This window comes from Haloterrigena salina JCM 13891 (assembly GCF_000337495.1).
Taxonomy (GTDB): Archaea; Halobacteriota; Halobacteria; order Halobacteriales; family Natrialbaceae; genus Haloterrigena; species Haloterrigena salina.
In genome coordinates, this window is record NZ_AOIS01000061.1 from 23,512 (window position 1) to 39,854 (window position 16,343).

Here is a 16,343-nt window from a genome sequence, read left to right on the forward strand (position 1 = left end):
AGTCGCCACACCCTCCCCAGCCGATTCGCTCACTGTGTTCGCTCATCCCTCGCACGGTATCGGCGATCGGTCCTCGCGTTCACTCGGACGCGATCGACAGCGCGCGCCACCGCACGCCGAAAGTCGAATAGCGACGATCGGTAGCTGTTTGCCGCGTCGCTGCAACTCTCGCGTATGGCGCTGGCACTGGATCGGATCGACGTCGTGACGATCGTCGGCTTCCCCGTGCTGGCCGCGGCGTCGGTCTCGGCGGCGCTCGAGGGGGTCGTCGTCGCGGCTCTCGTCGGGGGCTTCGCGCTCTCGCTGTCGACGTGGCGGCTCCACGGCGGGCGGCCGTGGGAGGCGCTGGCCTGGCTGGCGTGGGTCGGTGCGGCGGTCGCGGTCGTGATCATTCCCGGGATGCTGGGAATCGTCGCGTTTCTCGTCCTGCTGCTCGTCGGCCTCGGACTGCTGTTCGGCGGTCGACTGGGACTGTTGCCGTCGATCTGGGACCGCGACGGACCGGCGACGAGCGACGAGTCAGTCGACGGCTAGGCGGAGCCGGGCGGAGGTCGCCACGGTCGATCGAAAACCGGCGGGTTTTACGCCCGGCACCGCCTCGTAGTGCATATGAGCAACGACGAGTTCCCGACGGACCAGCCTGCGGTCGTGACCTGCGGGTTGCCCTACGCCAACGGCGACCTGCACATCGGTCACCTGCGAGGGTACATCGGCGCGGACGCCTTCTCCCGCGCCCTCGAGACGCTCGGTCAGGAGACGGCCTACGTCTGTGGCTCGGACATGCACGGCACTCCGGTCGCCGTCAACGCCGAACAGCAGGGCGTCGATCCCGATGACTTCGCTCTCGAGTGGCACGAGCAGTACGAGGAGACGTTCCCGCAGTTCAACGTCGAGTTCGACAACTACGGTCACACCCACGACGAGACGAACACGGAACTGACCCAGGAGATCGTCCGAAAACTGGACGACGAGGGCTACATCTACGAGAAGGAGATTCAGGTCGCCTACGACCCCGACGCCGACCAGTACCTCCCCGACCGCTACGTCGAGGGCACCTGCCCCTACTGCGGCGAGAAGGCCCGCGGCGACGAGTGCGACGAGGGCTGTCAGCGCCACCTAGAGCCCGGCGAGGTCGAGGACCCGACGAGCACGATCACGGGCAACCCCGCGGAGTACCGCGAGCGCACCCACAAGTTCTTCGAGGTCTCGGAGTTCGCCGACTTCCTCACGGAGTTCTTAGACGGCCTCGAGGGCACCTCCAACGCGCGCAACCAGCCCCGGCAGTGGATCGAAGAGGGGCTGCAGGACTGGTGCCTGACCCGCGACATGGACTGGGGAATCGACTACCCCGGCGACGACGGCGAGGCGTCGGACCTCGTCCTCTACGTCTGGGTCGACGCGCCCGTCGAGTACATCGCCTCGACGAAGCAGTACTCCGAGCGCGTCGGGAGCGACGAGTACGACTGGGAGCGGGTCTGGAAGGACGACGGCGAGATCGTCCATGTCATCGGTCGCGACATCATCCAGCAGCACACGATCTTCTGGCCCGCGATGCTCGAGGCGGCCGACTACAACAAGCCCCGTGGCATCGCCGCGACCGGCTTCATCACGATCAACGGCAAGGGGCTGTCGACCAGCCGCAACCGCGCGATCTGGGCGAAGGAGTACTTGGACGAAGGGTTCCATCCCGACCTGCTGCGGTACTATCTGACCACGACGGGCGGCCTCCAGCAGGACGTCGACTTCTCGTGGGACGCCTTCCAGGAGAAGGTCAACGGCGAGTTAGTGGGTACGGTCGGTAACTTCTGGTACCGCTCGCTGCTGTTCGCCTACCGCAACTACGAGGGCACCCCTGAGACGGATATCTCCGAGGAGGTCCGCGAACGCATCGAGGGCGCCATCGGCGACACCCGCGAGAGCGTCAACGACTACGACCTGCGGGGCATCGGGGAGGCCGCGACGCAACTGGCCCAGTTCGGCAACGAGTACATCCAGCGCAACGAGCCCTGGAAGCTCGAGGCCGAGAGCGAGGAGGCGACGCAGGTCATCCGCGACTGCGTCCAGATCGCCAAGGCCGTCGGCGTCCTCCTCGAGCCGATCGCGCCCGACAAGGCCCAGGCTCTCTGGGAGCAACTCGGCGAGGACGGCGCGGTCGCGGACGCCCACCTCGAGGACGCCCTCGAGGCCCCGCCGCGGAACTTCGACGAACCCGGCGAGCTCTTCGCGAAGATCGAGGACGACCGCGTCGAGGAGTTGAACGAGAAACTCGAGGAGCGCGTCGCCGCCGCGGGCGATGACGAGAGCGCGGACGCGGAAACCGAAAGCGACGACACCGACGGGGACGAATCTGACTCCATGGCAGACACCGACGATCTCGAGGCGCTCGCCGACGAGCGCATCGGCTTCGAGGACTTCCAGGAACTTGACATCCGCGTCGGCCGGATCGAATCCGCCGAGGGAATCGAGGGCGCCGACGACCTCGCGCGACTCGAGGTCGACATCGGCTTCGAGACCCGACAGGTCGTCGCGGGCATCAAGCAGCTCCACGACCTCGCGGAACTCCCCGGGGAGAAGTGCATCCTGCTGGCGAACATGGAGAAGGCCGAACTGTTCGGCGTCGAGTCCAACGGGATGATCCTCGCCGCCGGCGAGGAGGCGGACCTCCTGACGACCCACGGCGACGCCGAGGTCGGCGAGAAGGTTCGGTAACGCGGTCGATTGGACTCATTTCCGTTTTTCGGCACGTTCGAACGATCTCAATTCGCTCGCCGACGATTCGATCTGCGGTGGCGCACGCTGGGCCGCGGTGAGTGACCAACGAACCGCGTCCTGAAGTCGTGCGAGGGATGAGCGAACGAACGGAGTGAGTGAGCAAATCGGCTGGGGAGGACGTGGAAATCACTGTCGCCACGTGAGGAAGACACATGAATCGACCAGAAGTTCTATTGATGAGACTGTAACCGAGGCGTTCTGCTCATTCTGGCGGCTAGGAATTCCACACCCTCCCTAACCGATTCGTTCGGTCGCTACACTCCCTCTCTCATCCCTCGCACGAATTCCTCGGCGGTCTCGCTTTCACTCGCCCGCCCGAGAGCGCGCGCCACCACACGCTGGGGCGACGGCTCGAGAAGCCTCGACGAATGATGACACTGCTCGAGTGAACGCTTACGTCACGATCGAGAACGAACAAACCAGAGAGAACGAATGACACGCGATCCGAACGCCGTTCAGAGAACCGTCTCGAACGCCTCGAGCGTCGAGAGTTCGTAGGTCGGCTCGTGGGCGTGTGGGCCGCCGTCGTCGTCGTGACCGGGATCGACCCAGGCCGAGTCCAGCCCCATCGCGTTCGCGCCCGCGACGTCGGCGCGGATCGAGTCGCCGACGTGAATCGCCGCGTCCGGCGCCACACCGAGTTCCCCGAGGGCGTACTCGAAGGGGGCCGCGTCGGGTTTCGGGAAGATCCCCGCGCTCGGCTCGGTGAAGACGCTGACGTCGAAGGCGTCGGCGATGCCCAGCGCCTCGAGTTTTTGCGTCTGAGTCGGCCGGCCGCCGTTGGTGATCAGCCCGACCGGTCCGAGGTCGCGGGCGTGCTCGAGGGCGGCCCGCGCGCCGGGACGGAACCTGACGGCGGTCGGGTCCTGTTCCTCGAGGTACGCTCCGGCCAACCGCGGCGCGACCGCGGGGTCGACGTCGGCCCGATCCGCGACCTCGGCGAAGAGGTTCTCGTAGAACTCGCGATCCGTTTCGGCCGTCGGGAGCGACGGGACGGCCGCTCGCAGGTCCGCCGGCGTACAAAACGGGGCGATTCCGGCCCGCTCGAACGCCGCCCCGAGCACGTCCCCGGCGTCGCGCGTCGGCTCGCAGAGCGTGCTATCGAGATCGAAACAGATCGCGTCGTACGCAGCCATCTCCGACACGTACGGTCGTGTTCGTTCTTAAGGTTTCGACAGCGTGAGAATCTCTTTCACACGATGGTTCGAGCTCGCGGATCGAAGTTCAATCGATCGACGTTTTTCGCAGCCGTTATTTTCACCGCGGCACCTGTCGGTGTATGGACGTCGTCAAACGAGTACACATCGTGCCGCTTGGCTACGAGTACGACCGAATCCTCGGGCCGATCCGGAACCAACGGGCCGATCTCGTCTACCTGCTCGAGGACGACGGCACCGACGCGGGGGCCCGGACCGGGACGGCCGACTACCACGACGACCTCCGGGCGGAACTCGAGTCGGCCGTTCCCGAGGTTCGAACGCGGGAGTGCGACCTGACGGACGTCTACGCCGTCCTCGGTATCGTGACGACCCTCGCGGCGAAACACGCCGACGACGACGTCTCGGTCAACGTCTCCGGCGCGGGGACGATCCCCGCCATCGGCGCGACGATGGCGTGTATGGACGTCTCGACGGACGCTCGAGCCTACTACGTCGAACCCGAATCCTACGACCACGACGGGGAGCGCGAACCGATCTCGGCGGGCGTCGCCGAAACCGAACAGCTCCCGGCGTATCCGATCGACTCGCCGACGCCCGACCAGGTCGCGATCATGGACTTTCTCGCCGAGCCGTCCGACTGGGAGGCGTATCACGACGCGCGGACGACGCCGCCGAAGAAGAAGGACCTGATCGAGTACGCTCGCGATCGGAGCCTCTCCTTTATGGCCGACCGACGGCCGCCCGAGGATCGCGGCGGCGAGGACAAGGGAGCTTTCCGGGTCCTCGATACGCACGTGCTCGAGCCGCTCGCGGACGACGGCTACGTTACGATCGAATCCGTCGGCCGGCGTCGCGTCGTCGAACTCACCGAGCAGGGGGAAAACGCCTACCGGGCGTTCAAGCACAAGCTCGCGGCGGTCGACGGCGTCGAGTACGATTACGAATCCGAGGCACGAGGCTGAGCGACCGCGGCATCCGACGATCCGATGACGTTCGGAGGGCCGAAGCAGCGGAGGGGCCGGCGCGTCACTGCCGGCGTATCGGCGAGTGGAGGGCCGAAGCGTCGGGGAGCGGATCGATCGGGCGGCGCGGACGCCGACGCGGAGAGGCGGCGAGGTGAGCGACCGCCAGCGGCGACTTACTCGTCGGCGACCAGCGCGGCTAGCTTCGTCCCCAGCCGAGCGCACTCGAGGTCGGCCTCGAGTCGCCCGACGTGGGCGCGGAGGCTCGCCTCGTCGAGGTCGGCCTCGCGGTCGTCGAGACAGACGGGATCGCCGGTCGCTCGAGCGAGCAGGAACGGGGCGGCAGCGGCGAGATACGAACCGGGTAGGTCGGGGCCAGCGACAGTCCCGCGCTCGGCGGCGGCCAACAGCTCGCGGGCGACGATCAACCGGCGCCGCAACGACGCGATCTCCGACTCCGGCGCCGGCGTGCCGAGATGGCGCGATAGCTCCGATTCGGCCGCGACGACGTCGTCGAGGTCGACGTCGAACGCGGCCGCGAGCTCCTCGCGGTCGACCGTCGGGCGTCGGCTTCGCCGGGTCGCGAGCCGAACGGCCCCCAGTACGGCCGGGGTGTGGCCGTGTTGCAGGGCCGCCAGCTCGCCGGCGTGATCGAACGCCGCGCGGGCGATGTCGGCGACCGCGTCGACCTCGAGTCGGCGAACCGCTTCGTCGACCGACGGACCGTCGTTCGCGATCCCGGAACCGCCTCCCGCGGGGGACTGTCGCTGACCCATATGCGTGTCATCTCGCCGCCATACATTATCTACTTCTGAGAAAGTATCGTTACTATCGTTACTTCCGTTACTACCGATACGATCGGTACTGTGAGCAATTTTCCGACAGGCCGCGAGTGTTCCGACCGTCGCTTGGTCCCACATCGCCCCTCGAGTCGGCTCTCGATCGAAGACGGCGACTCGCCAGCGAAGACGTGACGGCTCGGAGACATCGGCCAGTACCGTCCCGAACAGCCGACAGCGATCGCGGACGGGTCCGCCCGCCCTGCGGCATTCGCCACGTTCAAGCCGGTCCCCTTCGAGGGTCGAGATATGACGCGATCTGTCTGGGTCAAAGCCGACGACACCGTCGGCGACTGGGACGACCGCCGGGCGCGGATCACCGCCGCGCTCGAGGCGGGTGCAGACTGGGTACTGGTCGACGAAGAGGACGTCTCCCGCGTGCGCGAACTCGGCGACATCAACGTCGCCGCCTTCCGGACCGACGGCGACGTGACGCTGGTCGACGACATCGACGACGTCGAGACCGACGCGGACGCCGACGACGTCGCCGAGTCGACGACGGACGCCGACGCGGTCGTCGTCGGCAAGAACGGCGAGGGTGACGCGACGATCGACCTCCCCGAAGACTTCTCCGGCTCGGCCGACCTCTCGACGCTTCGCCGGCGCGACGGCGACGTCGAGCGCGGCGCCTACGTCCGCATCCTCGGCAAGGAGTACGAGCGATTCGCCGAGACGGCCGCCGAGGAGGCCGACCACACCATCATCGTCGGCGAGGACTGGACGATCATCCCCCTCGAGAACCTGATCGCCCGGATCGGCGAGGAAACTAACCTCATCGCGGGGGTCACCACCGCCGACGAGGCCAAGACGGCCTTCGAGACTCTCGAACTGGGCGCCGACGCGGTTCTACTCGACTCCGACAGTCCGGACGAGATCCGCGAGACCGTAGAGGTCCGCGACGAGGCCGAACGCGAGTCCCTCGACTTGGAGTACGCCGAGGTGCTGGACATCGAGCAGATCGGTAGCGCCGACCGGGTCTGCGTCGATACCGGAAGCCTGCTGGAACACGACGAGGGGATGCTCGTCGGCTCGATGGCCCGCGGCCTCGTGTTCGTCCACGCCGAGACGGCCGAATCGCCGTACGTCGCCTCCCGGCCCTTCCGCGTCAACGCCGGCGCCGTCCACGCGTACATCCGCACGCCCGACGGCGGCACGAAGTACCTCTCGGAGCTCCAGAGCGGCGACGAGGTTCAGGTCGTCGACACCGCGGGCAACACCCGCGAGGCCATCGTCGGCCGCGTCAAAATCGAGAAGCGGCCGATGTTCCGGGTCGCCCTCGAGACCGACGACGGCGACCGCATCGAGACGCTCCTCCAGAACGCCGAGACCATCAAGGTCGCCACCGGCGAGGGCCGGACCGCCGTCACGGACTTAGAGGCCGGCGACGAACTCCTGTTGTACACCGAGGACACGGCACGCCACTTCGGTGAGGCCGTCGAAGAGAGTATCATCGAGAAATAGTCGATTTCGTCGACCTCTCGGATCGGTATCATAGTCATTTGGTAACTTACCCCACGCTCTGCGGTCAGATTCGGAACGGTGTGTCGATTAGTTGCCACCTTCGCGGACAGTATCCCGTCGAGACACCCTGAAACGGAACAATCATCTCTTGTGGCGGTAATTCCACGCGGCGGCGAACAACTTCTATGGTGGTTGTTATCGTCACACGTGGCAGACGATGAGTATTACTCGAGAGGCCATTCGATCGGTCGAACCGCCCGAATTCGCAGTGACGCTTCGCAACGCCGGCCTCGCGGGCGCAGGCGGCGCCGGATTCCCGACGTACGCCAAGTGGGAGCGCCTCGACGAGGTCGACTCGCTGCTGGTCAACCACCAGGAGAGCGAACCGAACTACTACATGGACAAGTGGCTGGGCCGCGAGCGAACCGAGGAGTTGGCGGCGCTGTTCGACGGTCTCCTCGATCGCGCGTTCGATCGGATCGTCATCGCCGCCAAGTGGCCCGACCGCGACGAGTGGATGGGCGACCTCGAGGCGGCGACCGACGCGACGATCCACGCCCCGGACACGCTGCCGGTCCCCGAAGACGAGACGGGGATCGTCATCGCCTACACCGACGACAAGTACGAGTTCGGGATGGAGAGCGTCCTTATGCGGCTCGTCGCGGGCGTGGTCATGGGAGGGAACGAACTCCCGATGGACAACGGCTGGATCGTCCAGAACACCGAGACGCTCTCGAACGTCTATCGCGCCCTCGTCGACGGGGAGCCGACGACCCGCAAGTTCGTCCACGTCGACGGGCGGGTGCCGACCCACCGGTTCCTCGAGGTCCCGATCGGCACGCCGGCGACGGACCTGCTCGAGGCGGCGGGTCGCACGGACGACCTCGCCGACAACGAGGTCATCCTCGACGGCGGTCCGGGGTGGTGTTTCGAGATCGACGCGGCCCCGGACGCGTTCGGGGTCCGCAAGCGAACGAACTGCCTGCTCGTGATGGAGGAGTCGGTCGTCGAGGAGAACACCATCGGGAGCGGCGGCCGAGTCAACGTCCTCGCGCCGGCGGCGTGGAAGGAGTCGGTCCACGAGACGGCCCCGACGGAAGCGCTCCGTCCGGATCGCGTCGAAGTGCCCCTGATCACGAACCCCGCTTTCGAGGGCGTCGTCACGCCGAGCGAGCCGATCGTCAAAGTCGGCGACGAGCTCGGGACCGGCGAGATGATCGCTCGGCCGGCCGACGGGATCAGCATCGCCCAGCACGCTCCGATCGACGGCACGGTCACCGGCGTCGGCGATCGATCGATTACGATCGAGCGCGACGATCGGTCGACGTCGGGCTGATGCCGCCGGCGCGGCTACGGCTCATCGCCGGCACGACCACGGCTCACCGCCGGCACGGCTACGGCTCATCGCCGGCACGACCACGGCTCACCGCCGGCACGACCATACGGTCGTCGATCGGATCCACGCGGACGGGGTCCGCCGATCGCAGATGACGGTGCCGCCGCCGTCCTCGTAGCTGACGTAGTGGTCGAACGCTCGATCCGCCGTCGCCTCTCGCTCGTCGTAGTCGCCCTTTGCGTGCATTCGAAATCACGTCCGTCGGTCGCCGAGACCGACTTGATAGCCGCCGTACCAAGCGATCAGTGAAAAGGGCTCCGTCGATGTACTACTAGTGTGATTATATTACGGGTGCGCGGTGGTAACGCCGGTCACTCGAGCGAGGCTGGGGATTACGTCTGGGCCGGTTCCTCGTCGGGGCTCGGCTCGAGGCGGGCCGTACACCAGTGACAGAACTCGAGGTCCTCGTCGAGTTCCTTACCGCATTCGGGGCAGGTGGCCCCGCCGTCGTCTCCGCCGCCGCTCGGCGAGAACTCGAGCGCTCGAACGATCGCGTCGAACGCCGCGATGAGGTTGACGAACAGGAGTGTCAGCTGAGACAGCATGTCGACCTCGCCGGTGATCGTCATCGCCTCGGCGAACGATTCGGCCGTTGCGATCTGATCGACCGGGAAGAAGAGCCAGAACGTGACGAAGTAGAGTCCGGCAAAGAGCAGCGCTCGAAGCCAGTCCCGGATCACGACGTGTCCGGCACCGGGAAAGACCATCGAGAGGCCAGCGGCGACGACCGCGCGAAGCCATGTCATCGTACGTGGTGGTAGGGGACCCTCGTCCTTAACATTCCGATTTCTTTCGACGGCGGTGTACGTTCGGATCGATAACCGTTCCGGGCGGGAACGGACCGGCAACCCGTACCCGAGTAGTCGCTTCGCTCCCACTCGGTCTGGTAACTTCTCGACGGCTCGGATACGCGCTCTACAGTTCCTCGAGAACACCAGCATCCACCGCGCCCGTCTCGAGCGTCTCTACCAGCGAACGGAGGTCGCGCAGCGGCAACTGTCCAGGCGCGTACTCGCTCGAGTCCGAGGCCAGCGGCGCGTAGCCGAGCGCCGAACCGTACAGCGGGGCGACGACGCGCGTGTGACTGCCGAGTTTTCCCATTCCCATCCCGGCGGTCCGAATCCCGTCGCGAGTGGCGCTTTCGATCGCCGACAGAATCCGCAGACAGTCCCGGCGGTCCTCGACTTGGGTAGCGAACTTGGCGATGTCGCCGTACTCGGCGCACTCCTCGATGATCGCGTCGAGGGTCTCCCGATCCGGCGTTGCGTCGAAATCGTGGAAGGAGATCACTAGTTCCACGTCCTGGTCGCGGAACTCGTCGACGACCCACTCCGTCCCGCGGGCCGTCTCGAGTTCGATGTCGACCAGTTCGACGGCGTCGAATTCCGCGGCGGTCATCAACGCGTCCAAGCGACCCTGATCCTCCGCGTGGCCGCCGGCCCACTGCGACCGGTTCGTGGCGAGGATCGGCAGTTCGCCGTCGTAGTCGGCGAGTTGCTCGATCGGGTCGTCCGCGCTGTCCATCCGAAACTCGAGCAGGTCGGCGGCCTCGCGCGCGTCCGGTTCCCGTCCGAGATCGTTCGTCGTCGCGGCGAGGGAGAACCCGTCGACGGTCATGATACTGGCTACCAATCCTCCGGATAAAAGGATTTCGAGAGGCTGGATAGCGGCGTCTGCCGAACGCCCGTCGGCGACGGGATTCGATCACCACGGAGGGACGGAAAATAACGAAATACAACGGTCATTCGCCGGAGTTAGTCGAAGTGAAGCGTCCGATCGACGTCGGAGCCCTCGTTCGAACCATGCGACAGTTCCAGACTCGAGATGGCCATTTATATATCTCTCATCGAGAATCCTCGAGACCGTTCGTCCGAAACGATTCGAGCGGCGAGTCAGCGGACGAGTAGGAGGCGTCAGCGATCGGCCAGCCGACTGACGTCGGAGAGAACGGCGGTGGCGGTCTCCGGGCCGCCGGCGCCGCGGCCGCTCGAGTGGAGCGAGCCGGCGTGGCGCGTTTCGATCTGGACGATATTGCGGGTACCGGTGACCGCGAGCGGGCCGTTTTGCGGGACGAGTCGCGGGGCAACGCGAACGCCCTCGCGGGTGGCCTCGCCGATCAGCCGAATCGTTCGGCCGTCCTCGGCGGCCAGATTCAACGCGCTACCCGGAATATTCTGGATTCCCTCGACGTCCGCGTCCTCGAGAGCGAAGCCGCCGTCGGAAAGCACGTTCGCGAGGATGACGAACTTGAGCGCGGCGTCGGTGCCGTCGACGTCGAAGGTGGGGTCGGCCTCGGCGACGCCCAGGTCCTGGGCTTCCGCGAGGACGTGATCGTAGTCCAGCCCCTCGGCGGCCATTCGGGTCAGGATGAAGTTCGCCGTGCCGTTGAGGACTCCGCGAACCGCCGTGACGGCCTGAGGCGTTTCGTCCTCGATCGTCGAGAGGACCGGGATGGCACCGCCGACCGTCGCTTCGAACCGGATCGAACCCGCGCTCTCGTCCTCGAGCGCGCGGAGTTCGTCGTACCGTTCGGCGACGGGGCCCTTGTTGGCCAACACGACGTGACGGTCGGCCTCGAGGGCGCGTTCGACGTGGGAGAAGCCGGGTTCGGCGTCGCCGAGCGTCGTCGGTGTCGCCTCCACGAGGACGTCGTACTCGCCCTCGAAGACGTCGTCGGGGTCGTCGACGCCGACGGGTTCGCCGCTGCGTTTGCGCTGGAGGGCGCCCTCGACGTCGATGCCGTCGTCGTCGATGACGGCGTTCGTCGAATCGGCGAGGGCGACGACCTCGTGACCGTACTCGCCGGCGAGGTCGGCGACCGATCGCCCGACGTCGCCCGCACCGAGAATCGCGAGTCGCATCAGGCGTCACCTCCGAGCAGCGGTTCGACGACGGTGAGATCTTTCTCCTCGCTGACCGATCGGATGGTCTCGAAGACCGCTTCGGACCGCCCGGAGTCGATCGCGAGTCGCACTCGGGCGCTCGAGGTGTCGCCGGTTCCCTGTGGCGCGGACAGCGACAGATCGAGGACCGCGGCGCTCGTCTCGTTCTCGATCGCCAGCAGGGTATCGGAGAGATCCGTCTCGATGAGGTGGCCGACCAGCACGACGCTGATCTCCTCGCCGTAGCGTTCGGCGCCGGCCTGAATGACGTTGATACCGTTTTCTCGGAGTGCGGCGACGATATCGTCGAACCGATCCGGCGGACAGCCGAGGTCGACCTCGACGGGAATGTGTCCCCGCGGCGTGATGTTGCCGCGTTCGTGGTGAATACTCATGAGATTGCCGCCGTTTTCGGCGATCGGTTCCAGCGCGGCGAGTAACTCGCCGGGTTCGTCGACCAGCTCGAGGCGGACGGTGTAGGTACGAACGCCGCCGTCGGTCTCGGTGCCGAGGTCACCCGGTGGCGTCGGTTCGTCACCCATCGGTGTCACCGCCTCTCGGCACGTGATCGTCCGTCATCGTGGGCATGCTATCGTCTCCGTAACGGGAACGTAAAAGCGTATAGATATCCTCATCGTTCGAGACCGACTCGAGCGGGCCGCTGTGGCGGTTTCGGCGGCTGGGAGAGACGTTCCGTCAGTTCGCTCGAAACGATGCTCTCCCGAATAGGGAGCGACACTCGTTCTTCATTGCAGCCGCCGAACGTGCTCTTTCTTCTCTTGCTCGAGGTGTCGCTCTCGAGTGTATCTACATAATTATGGTTATCTCGAATACTCTATTATCGTGTATGTATCCGTTGCTCAGCTCGGTTGAGTGATCGAATTGGACGACACCCGAAAGAGCGACCCTTCGCCTGTTATCAGGCGTATTGGTCACACCAAATTAGACTGTGACACTATTTCGATCATCTGTATTTCTTGCGCTCAGAAATAGATATTGTAGCCGAATTCGTCCAATTTAGGCCGATATCCGATATTTCGGTGTGTAATTCGGGACTGTTTCCCTACTCCGATTACCCGGAGGAGATCAAATATGTCGTACTAAGAAGTAGTCTAGAAAGATGGTAATCGATACCCCCTGCTCGAGGCGACGAGAGCAAACTGCTCCGTCTGCGTCCGAGCGAACAACCCACGAGACCCATCGTGTCACCCGGCAATCCAGGGCCACTGTTCACCGTCAACCGCGCTATCAACGCCGACTAGCCAATTCTATATCGCAATATACGGTTTATGGTTATCGTAAACGGACTGCTATCGGCTGTGTGGATCACGACTGAAAGAAATTCGACGACCGCGTCGCCGCGATTAGATGTCCGAAACGACCTCGTGCTCGACGTCGACGGCCTGCGCGTCCTCGTCCAGCAGCGCCACGACGAGATACGGCACGTAGGACTCGAAGTACTCGATGACCTTGGCGATCCGTTCGGAGTCGATCGCCTCGAGGGAGTCGAGCAGCATGAACGGGACCGTCTCGTAGACGTCGTGGACGAGATAGCCCGCGAGCGCGAACACGAGCCCGGTCACCTCTCGCTCGCTCTCGCTCAGGTGTCCGATCGTGTCCTCGTAGGCCGCGCCGTCGTCGGTACTGCGGACGATTTTGAGGTCGAACGACGACCGCTCGACCTTCCGGCGGCCCTCGCGGACCTCGCGGCGCGTCCGGTCGATCCAGATTCGGTCGAGGTTATCGTAACCAAGCGCCTCGAGGAGGTTCTCCATGTGTTCGTTGAATCCCTCGACGGCGTCGGCTTCGATCTGATCGATGCGCGTTCGGAGATCCGTCAGTTCGTCGGTGATGTCTTCGCGACGCTCCTGGAGATTGCCGCGGTCGTCGAGGCGCTGTTCGATCTCGTCGATCTCGTCGTCGATCTCCTCGCGCTCGCGCTCCTTGCGTTCGAGTTCGAACTCGAGCTGGTTGACCTCCTTGTGCTGGTCGAGGACCCCGCTGTAGTCGTCGGTCTCGAGGTCGTCGATCGTCGTCTCGAGATCGTCGATCTCCTCGGTAAGGGCCTCGCGGTCGTCGACCAGGTCGTCGAGCCGGCCCTGTCGCCGGTCGAGCTCGTCGTCGATCGAGTCGAGGCGACGCTGGGTTTGCCGGTACTCGGTCTTGTTCTCGTTGATCTCCGAGAGCGTCTCCCGGCGCTCGTCGAGTTCGGAGCTGATCTCGGAGCGCTCTTCGATGCGCTCCTGTCGGACGGACCGGAGCTGTTCGATCGTCGTCTCGATCTGGTCGCGGGGAACCGACGAGCCGCAGGTCCAGCAGGTGACCGACTCCGAGTCCGCGAGCAACTGGTCCGTAACCGGGCCGTCGTCGTCCTCGGTGGCGGCGTCCGGAAGGACCGATTCCTGTTCGTCGAGCAGTTGCTCGTTGAACTGGATCGTACTCTGTAGCTGCGAGATCTCGTCGGAGAGTTCCGCCTTCTCCGTCTGAAGGGTGTCGATTTCGGCTTCGAGGCGGCTGACCTCCGTCTCGTCGCCCGACGAGAGCGACTCGAGACGGTCCTCGACCTCGTCGCGTTCGTCCTCGAGAGCCTCGATACTCTCGCGTTCGGTCTCGATGCGGTCGCGGACGGTTTCGAGCTCCGAGCGAGTGTCGCGAAGCTCCGAGAGTTTCTCCTCGAGTTCGGACTCCTCTTCCCGGCGCTGTTCGACGTCGACGTTCGTCTCTTCGAGTTCTTCGCGGGCCGCTTCGAGGTCCTCCTGAAGCGACTCGATCTCGTCGGCGAGGCGCGTCCGTTTCGCCTCGAGATCGGGCAGCCGGTTCTCGAGATCGTCGAGTTCGGACAGCCGCTCGTCGAGTTCCCGTTTCTGCTGTTCGTACTGCTCGATTTCGGCCTTGATCGCGTCGGTGTCGACCGGCCGCATGATCAGTTCGCGGAGGTCGTCGCCGCGGGCGACGGCCTGTCGCGCTTCGTTGGTCTCGAGCAGGAACGCGAACAGATCGGCGAGTTCCGGATCGTCGAGATACGGATCGCCGTCGGTAACGATCGTTCCGCCTCGGCGTTCGAGCGTCCGTCGGTACGTCTCGTCGCCGAACTCGAGGACCGCGTTGCCCTCGTCGGCGTCGGCTTTGAGACTCGCTTGCTTGCTTCCGAGCGCCGCCATGATCGCCTGCAGCAGCGATGTTCGGTTGGTCGCGTTACGCCCGGAGAGCACCGTCACCCCGCGGTGAAACGTAACCTCCGTTTCGTCGATGCCCCCGATGTTATCGACCGAAAGGGTGGCTGCCCCCGGAATGTCTCGTTGTTTCGTATCCAGTCCAGGTTCCATGCACCGGTGTACTGTCCCCACACATATAGATATTCCCACTTCAGTCACTCGTGAGAAGTTGCCGGTTCCGGGTTTCGACGACAGAGCGGATTATGCGCCGTCCGCGTCCGTCGCGTGACAATCACACGCCCGGTTCTCGAGGAGTTCCCTGATGGTGTACTCCTGGAGGCAGTCCTCACAGGTCACCGTAACCGAGACGGTGACGTCGAAGTCGCCGATGGCGACGACCTCGTTGCGCTCGAGTTGGGCGACGGTGTCCGCCGTGACGGCCGCAGTCCGATTCTGTAACGCACCGAGCTTTTCGCTGCTTCTCTCCAGCCGTTCTTCATCGCTCGGCGTCTCGAGTTTCGCACCGAGACAGTCGGTGAGGTGGTTGTAGACCGTCTGGTGGGAGACGAAATCCGACTCGACTCGGTCGATCGGAACGCCGTCCCGCTGGAGTTCGTTTCGAGTCTGAACCCGGGTCCCGCTGCTGACGTCGTCGTCGGTCAACAGTCGGTAGGTGTTCTCGACCTCTCCCTCTTTGGGCGGGATGTCCGCCTCCTCGAGCGCCGCCTCGAGCACGCGGTGATTGACGTAGGTCGCGAGCTCGCGCGTGCTGCGCTGGTCGTCTCCGTCCCCAGTCCAGTAGGCGACCAGGTCGTCGTTGAGACCCGCGAGCTCGTATTGCGTCGCGACCCGCCCGAGCTTGCACGTACACACCGCCTCCGAATCAGTCGAACTGGAACGATCGGCCACTATGCTTGTCTACTCGTCAGGAGACGAAAAACGTTCGGATCCACGTCGTCTTCGGAACGTGCAGGTGTGATCCGTGGCGGTGGAGAACTGCGTTCCGGGTCAGTACCTCGTCTTACCGCCATGTTGGCAAACCGTTCTACAGAGACATATGTAGGTTCATATCGCTATCGAGCCTCTCATCTGTCATCATCTGAGTTATGTATGTAATCGATACACCCGATTACAGAGGTACTTTTGTAATTTGTGGTACACACAGATATAAAAGTAGCGTACGTTACTTGTGGCAGCCGTGTATATACTATTTGGCTTGCAGTTGACTGGTGTTCGAGACTGACTGTCGATCCCACCCAGATTCAGGCTTCTATCGACTATTCGAACTTAGCGTGTTCAAGGCGAACTACTGAGCCCTGTTTTACGACTGTCGTCCGTGACAAGAGCAGTGGACAAACCCGTAAATAAATCGAATACTGCGATATCTTTTCCTGGCATGGGTGTTGTTTCTGTTCTGGCCCGGTATCGCGTCCGACTTGCGTTGCCCTCGAAACCTCACCGACGGATGGTATCTAGTTGCTGGTTACATCACCGAATTCGCTATCGGCATCGGAGACAGCCGGCGAGCCGTCGCCCGATTGTCGATCGAGTACAGTCGTAATTCAACAATATTGGAATTATGAAGGGCGAGTGCTTCCGCAAATTACGCGAGTACCTCTGTAAATAGCGTCCTGGTCTCGCGTCGAGATGGAGTAGTTGTCTACTCCGGTCGAAACGGGGTGGGTGCTCGCGTCGTAACTGCCTGAAGGCGAGATT

At 64.3% G+C, this 16,343-nt stretch carries 14 protein-coding genes; 5 read left to right on the forward strand and 9 right to left on the reverse strand.

The genetic code is table 11. The annotated features are described in order from the left end of the window. Window positions 1–174 precede the first annotated feature (174 nt). Window positions 175–534, forward strand: coding sequence for a hypothetical protein (locus C477_RS19140; protein ID WP_008896201.1), 360 nt, complete (start codon window positions 175–177; stop codon window positions 532–534). Window positions 535–609: 75 nt separating this feature from the next. Continuing rightward, complete coding sequence (gene metG, locus C477_RS19145; RefSeq protein WP_008896202.1) at window positions 610–2,709, forward strand: methionine--tRNA ligase; 2,100 nt, start codon at window positions 610–612, stop codon at window positions 2,707–2,709. A gap of 518 nt (window positions 2,710–3,227) precedes the next feature. Here metG and C477_RS19150 read toward each other — a convergent pair. Then, window positions 3,228–3,908, reverse strand: coding sequence for an HAD family hydrolase (locus tag C477_RS19150; RefSeq protein ID WP_008896203.1), 681 nt, complete (start codon window positions 3,906–3,908; stop codon window positions 3,228–3,230). A 143-nt stretch (window positions 3,909–4,051) separates the two neighbouring features. Between C477_RS19150 and C477_RS19155 the strand changes: the two genes are divergently transcribed. Then, a complete protein-coding gene (locus C477_RS19155) occupies window positions 4,052–4,894 on the forward strand; it encodes an HFX_2341 family transcriptional regulator domain-containing protein (RefSeq protein ID WP_008896204.1) in 843 nt (280 codons plus the stop codon). A gap of 176 nt (window positions 4,895–5,070) precedes the next feature. On the opposite strand, the gene C477_RS19160 is transcribed toward C477_RS19155, so the two are convergent. Then, window positions 5,071–5,670, reverse strand: a complete 600-nt coding sequence (locus C477_RS19160; RefSeq protein ID WP_008896205.1) for a hypothetical protein — start codon at window positions 5,668–5,670, stop codon at window positions 5,071–5,073. Between the two features lie 312 nt (window positions 5,671–5,982). On the opposite strand from C477_RS19160, the gene C477_RS19165 reads away from it, so the two are divergent. Then, entirely contained in the window at window positions 5,983–7,194 is a 1,212-nt protein-coding gene (locus C477_RS19165) for a 3-dehydroquinate synthase II (protein ID WP_008896206.1), read from the forward strand. A 217-nt stretch (window positions 7,195–7,411) separates the two neighbouring features. Beyond that, on the forward strand, window positions 7,412–8,530 hold the full coding sequence (locus C477_RS19170) for an NADH dehydrogenase (RefSeq protein WP_008896207.1): 1,119 nt from the start codon (window positions 7,412–7,414) through the stop codon (window positions 8,528–8,530). Window positions 8,531–8,617: 87 nt separating this feature from the next. Here C477_RS19170 and C477_RS24235 read toward each other — a convergent pair whose 3' ends face one another. The 7 genes from C477_RS24235 to rdfA form a co-directional block, all read right to left on the reverse strand. Beyond that, window positions 8,618–8,776 carry a DUF7331 family protein gene (locus C477_RS24235; RefSeq protein WP_008896208.1) on the reverse strand — a complete coding sequence of 53 codons (159 nt, stop codon included), beginning with the start codon at window positions 8,774–8,776 and terminating at the stop codon, window positions 8,618–8,620. 146 nt (window positions 8,777–8,922) lie between these two features. After that, on the reverse strand, window positions 8,923–9,336 hold the full coding sequence (locus tag C477_RS19175) for a zinc ribbon domain-containing protein (RefSeq protein WP_008896209.1): 414 nt from the start codon (window positions 9,334–9,336) through the stop codon (window positions 8,923–8,925). Between the two features lie 169 nt (window positions 9,337–9,505). Further along, complete coding sequence (locus C477_RS19180; RefSeq protein WP_008896210.1) at window positions 9,506–10,207, reverse strand: type I 3-dehydroquinate dehydratase; 702 nt, start codon at window positions 10,205–10,207, stop codon at window positions 9,506–9,508. A gap of 296 nt (window positions 10,208–10,503) precedes the next feature. Continuing rightward, the gene (locus tag C477_RS19185) at window positions 10,504–11,451 is read right to left on the reverse strand and encodes a homoserine dehydrogenase (protein WP_008896211.1); all 948 of its coding nucleotides are present in this window, start codon (window positions 11,449–11,451) and stop codon (window positions 10,504–10,506) included. Then, on the reverse strand, window positions 11,451–12,014 hold the full coding sequence (locus tag C477_RS19190; RefSeq protein WP_008896212.1) for an amino acid-binding ACT protein: 564 nt from the start codon (window positions 12,012–12,014) through the stop codon (window positions 11,451–11,453). The genes C477_RS19185 and C477_RS19190 overlap by 1 nt, the downstream gene beginning before the upstream one ends. An 822-nt stretch (window positions 12,015–12,836) precedes the next feature. Continuing rightward, entirely contained in the window at window positions 12,837–14,798 is a 1,962-nt protein-coding gene (locus C477_RS19195) for an archaea-specific SMC-related protein (RefSeq protein ID WP_008896213.1), read from the reverse strand. A gap of 90 nt (window positions 14,799–14,888) precedes the next feature. Then, window positions 14,889–15,536: a rod-determining factor RdfA gene (gene rdfA / locus C477_RS19200; RefSeq protein ID WP_049914681.1), complete on the reverse strand. Its 648-nt coding sequence runs from the start codon at window positions 15,534–15,536 to the stop codon at window positions 14,889–14,891. Between the last annotated feature and the right edge of the window lie 807 nt (window positions 15,537–16,343).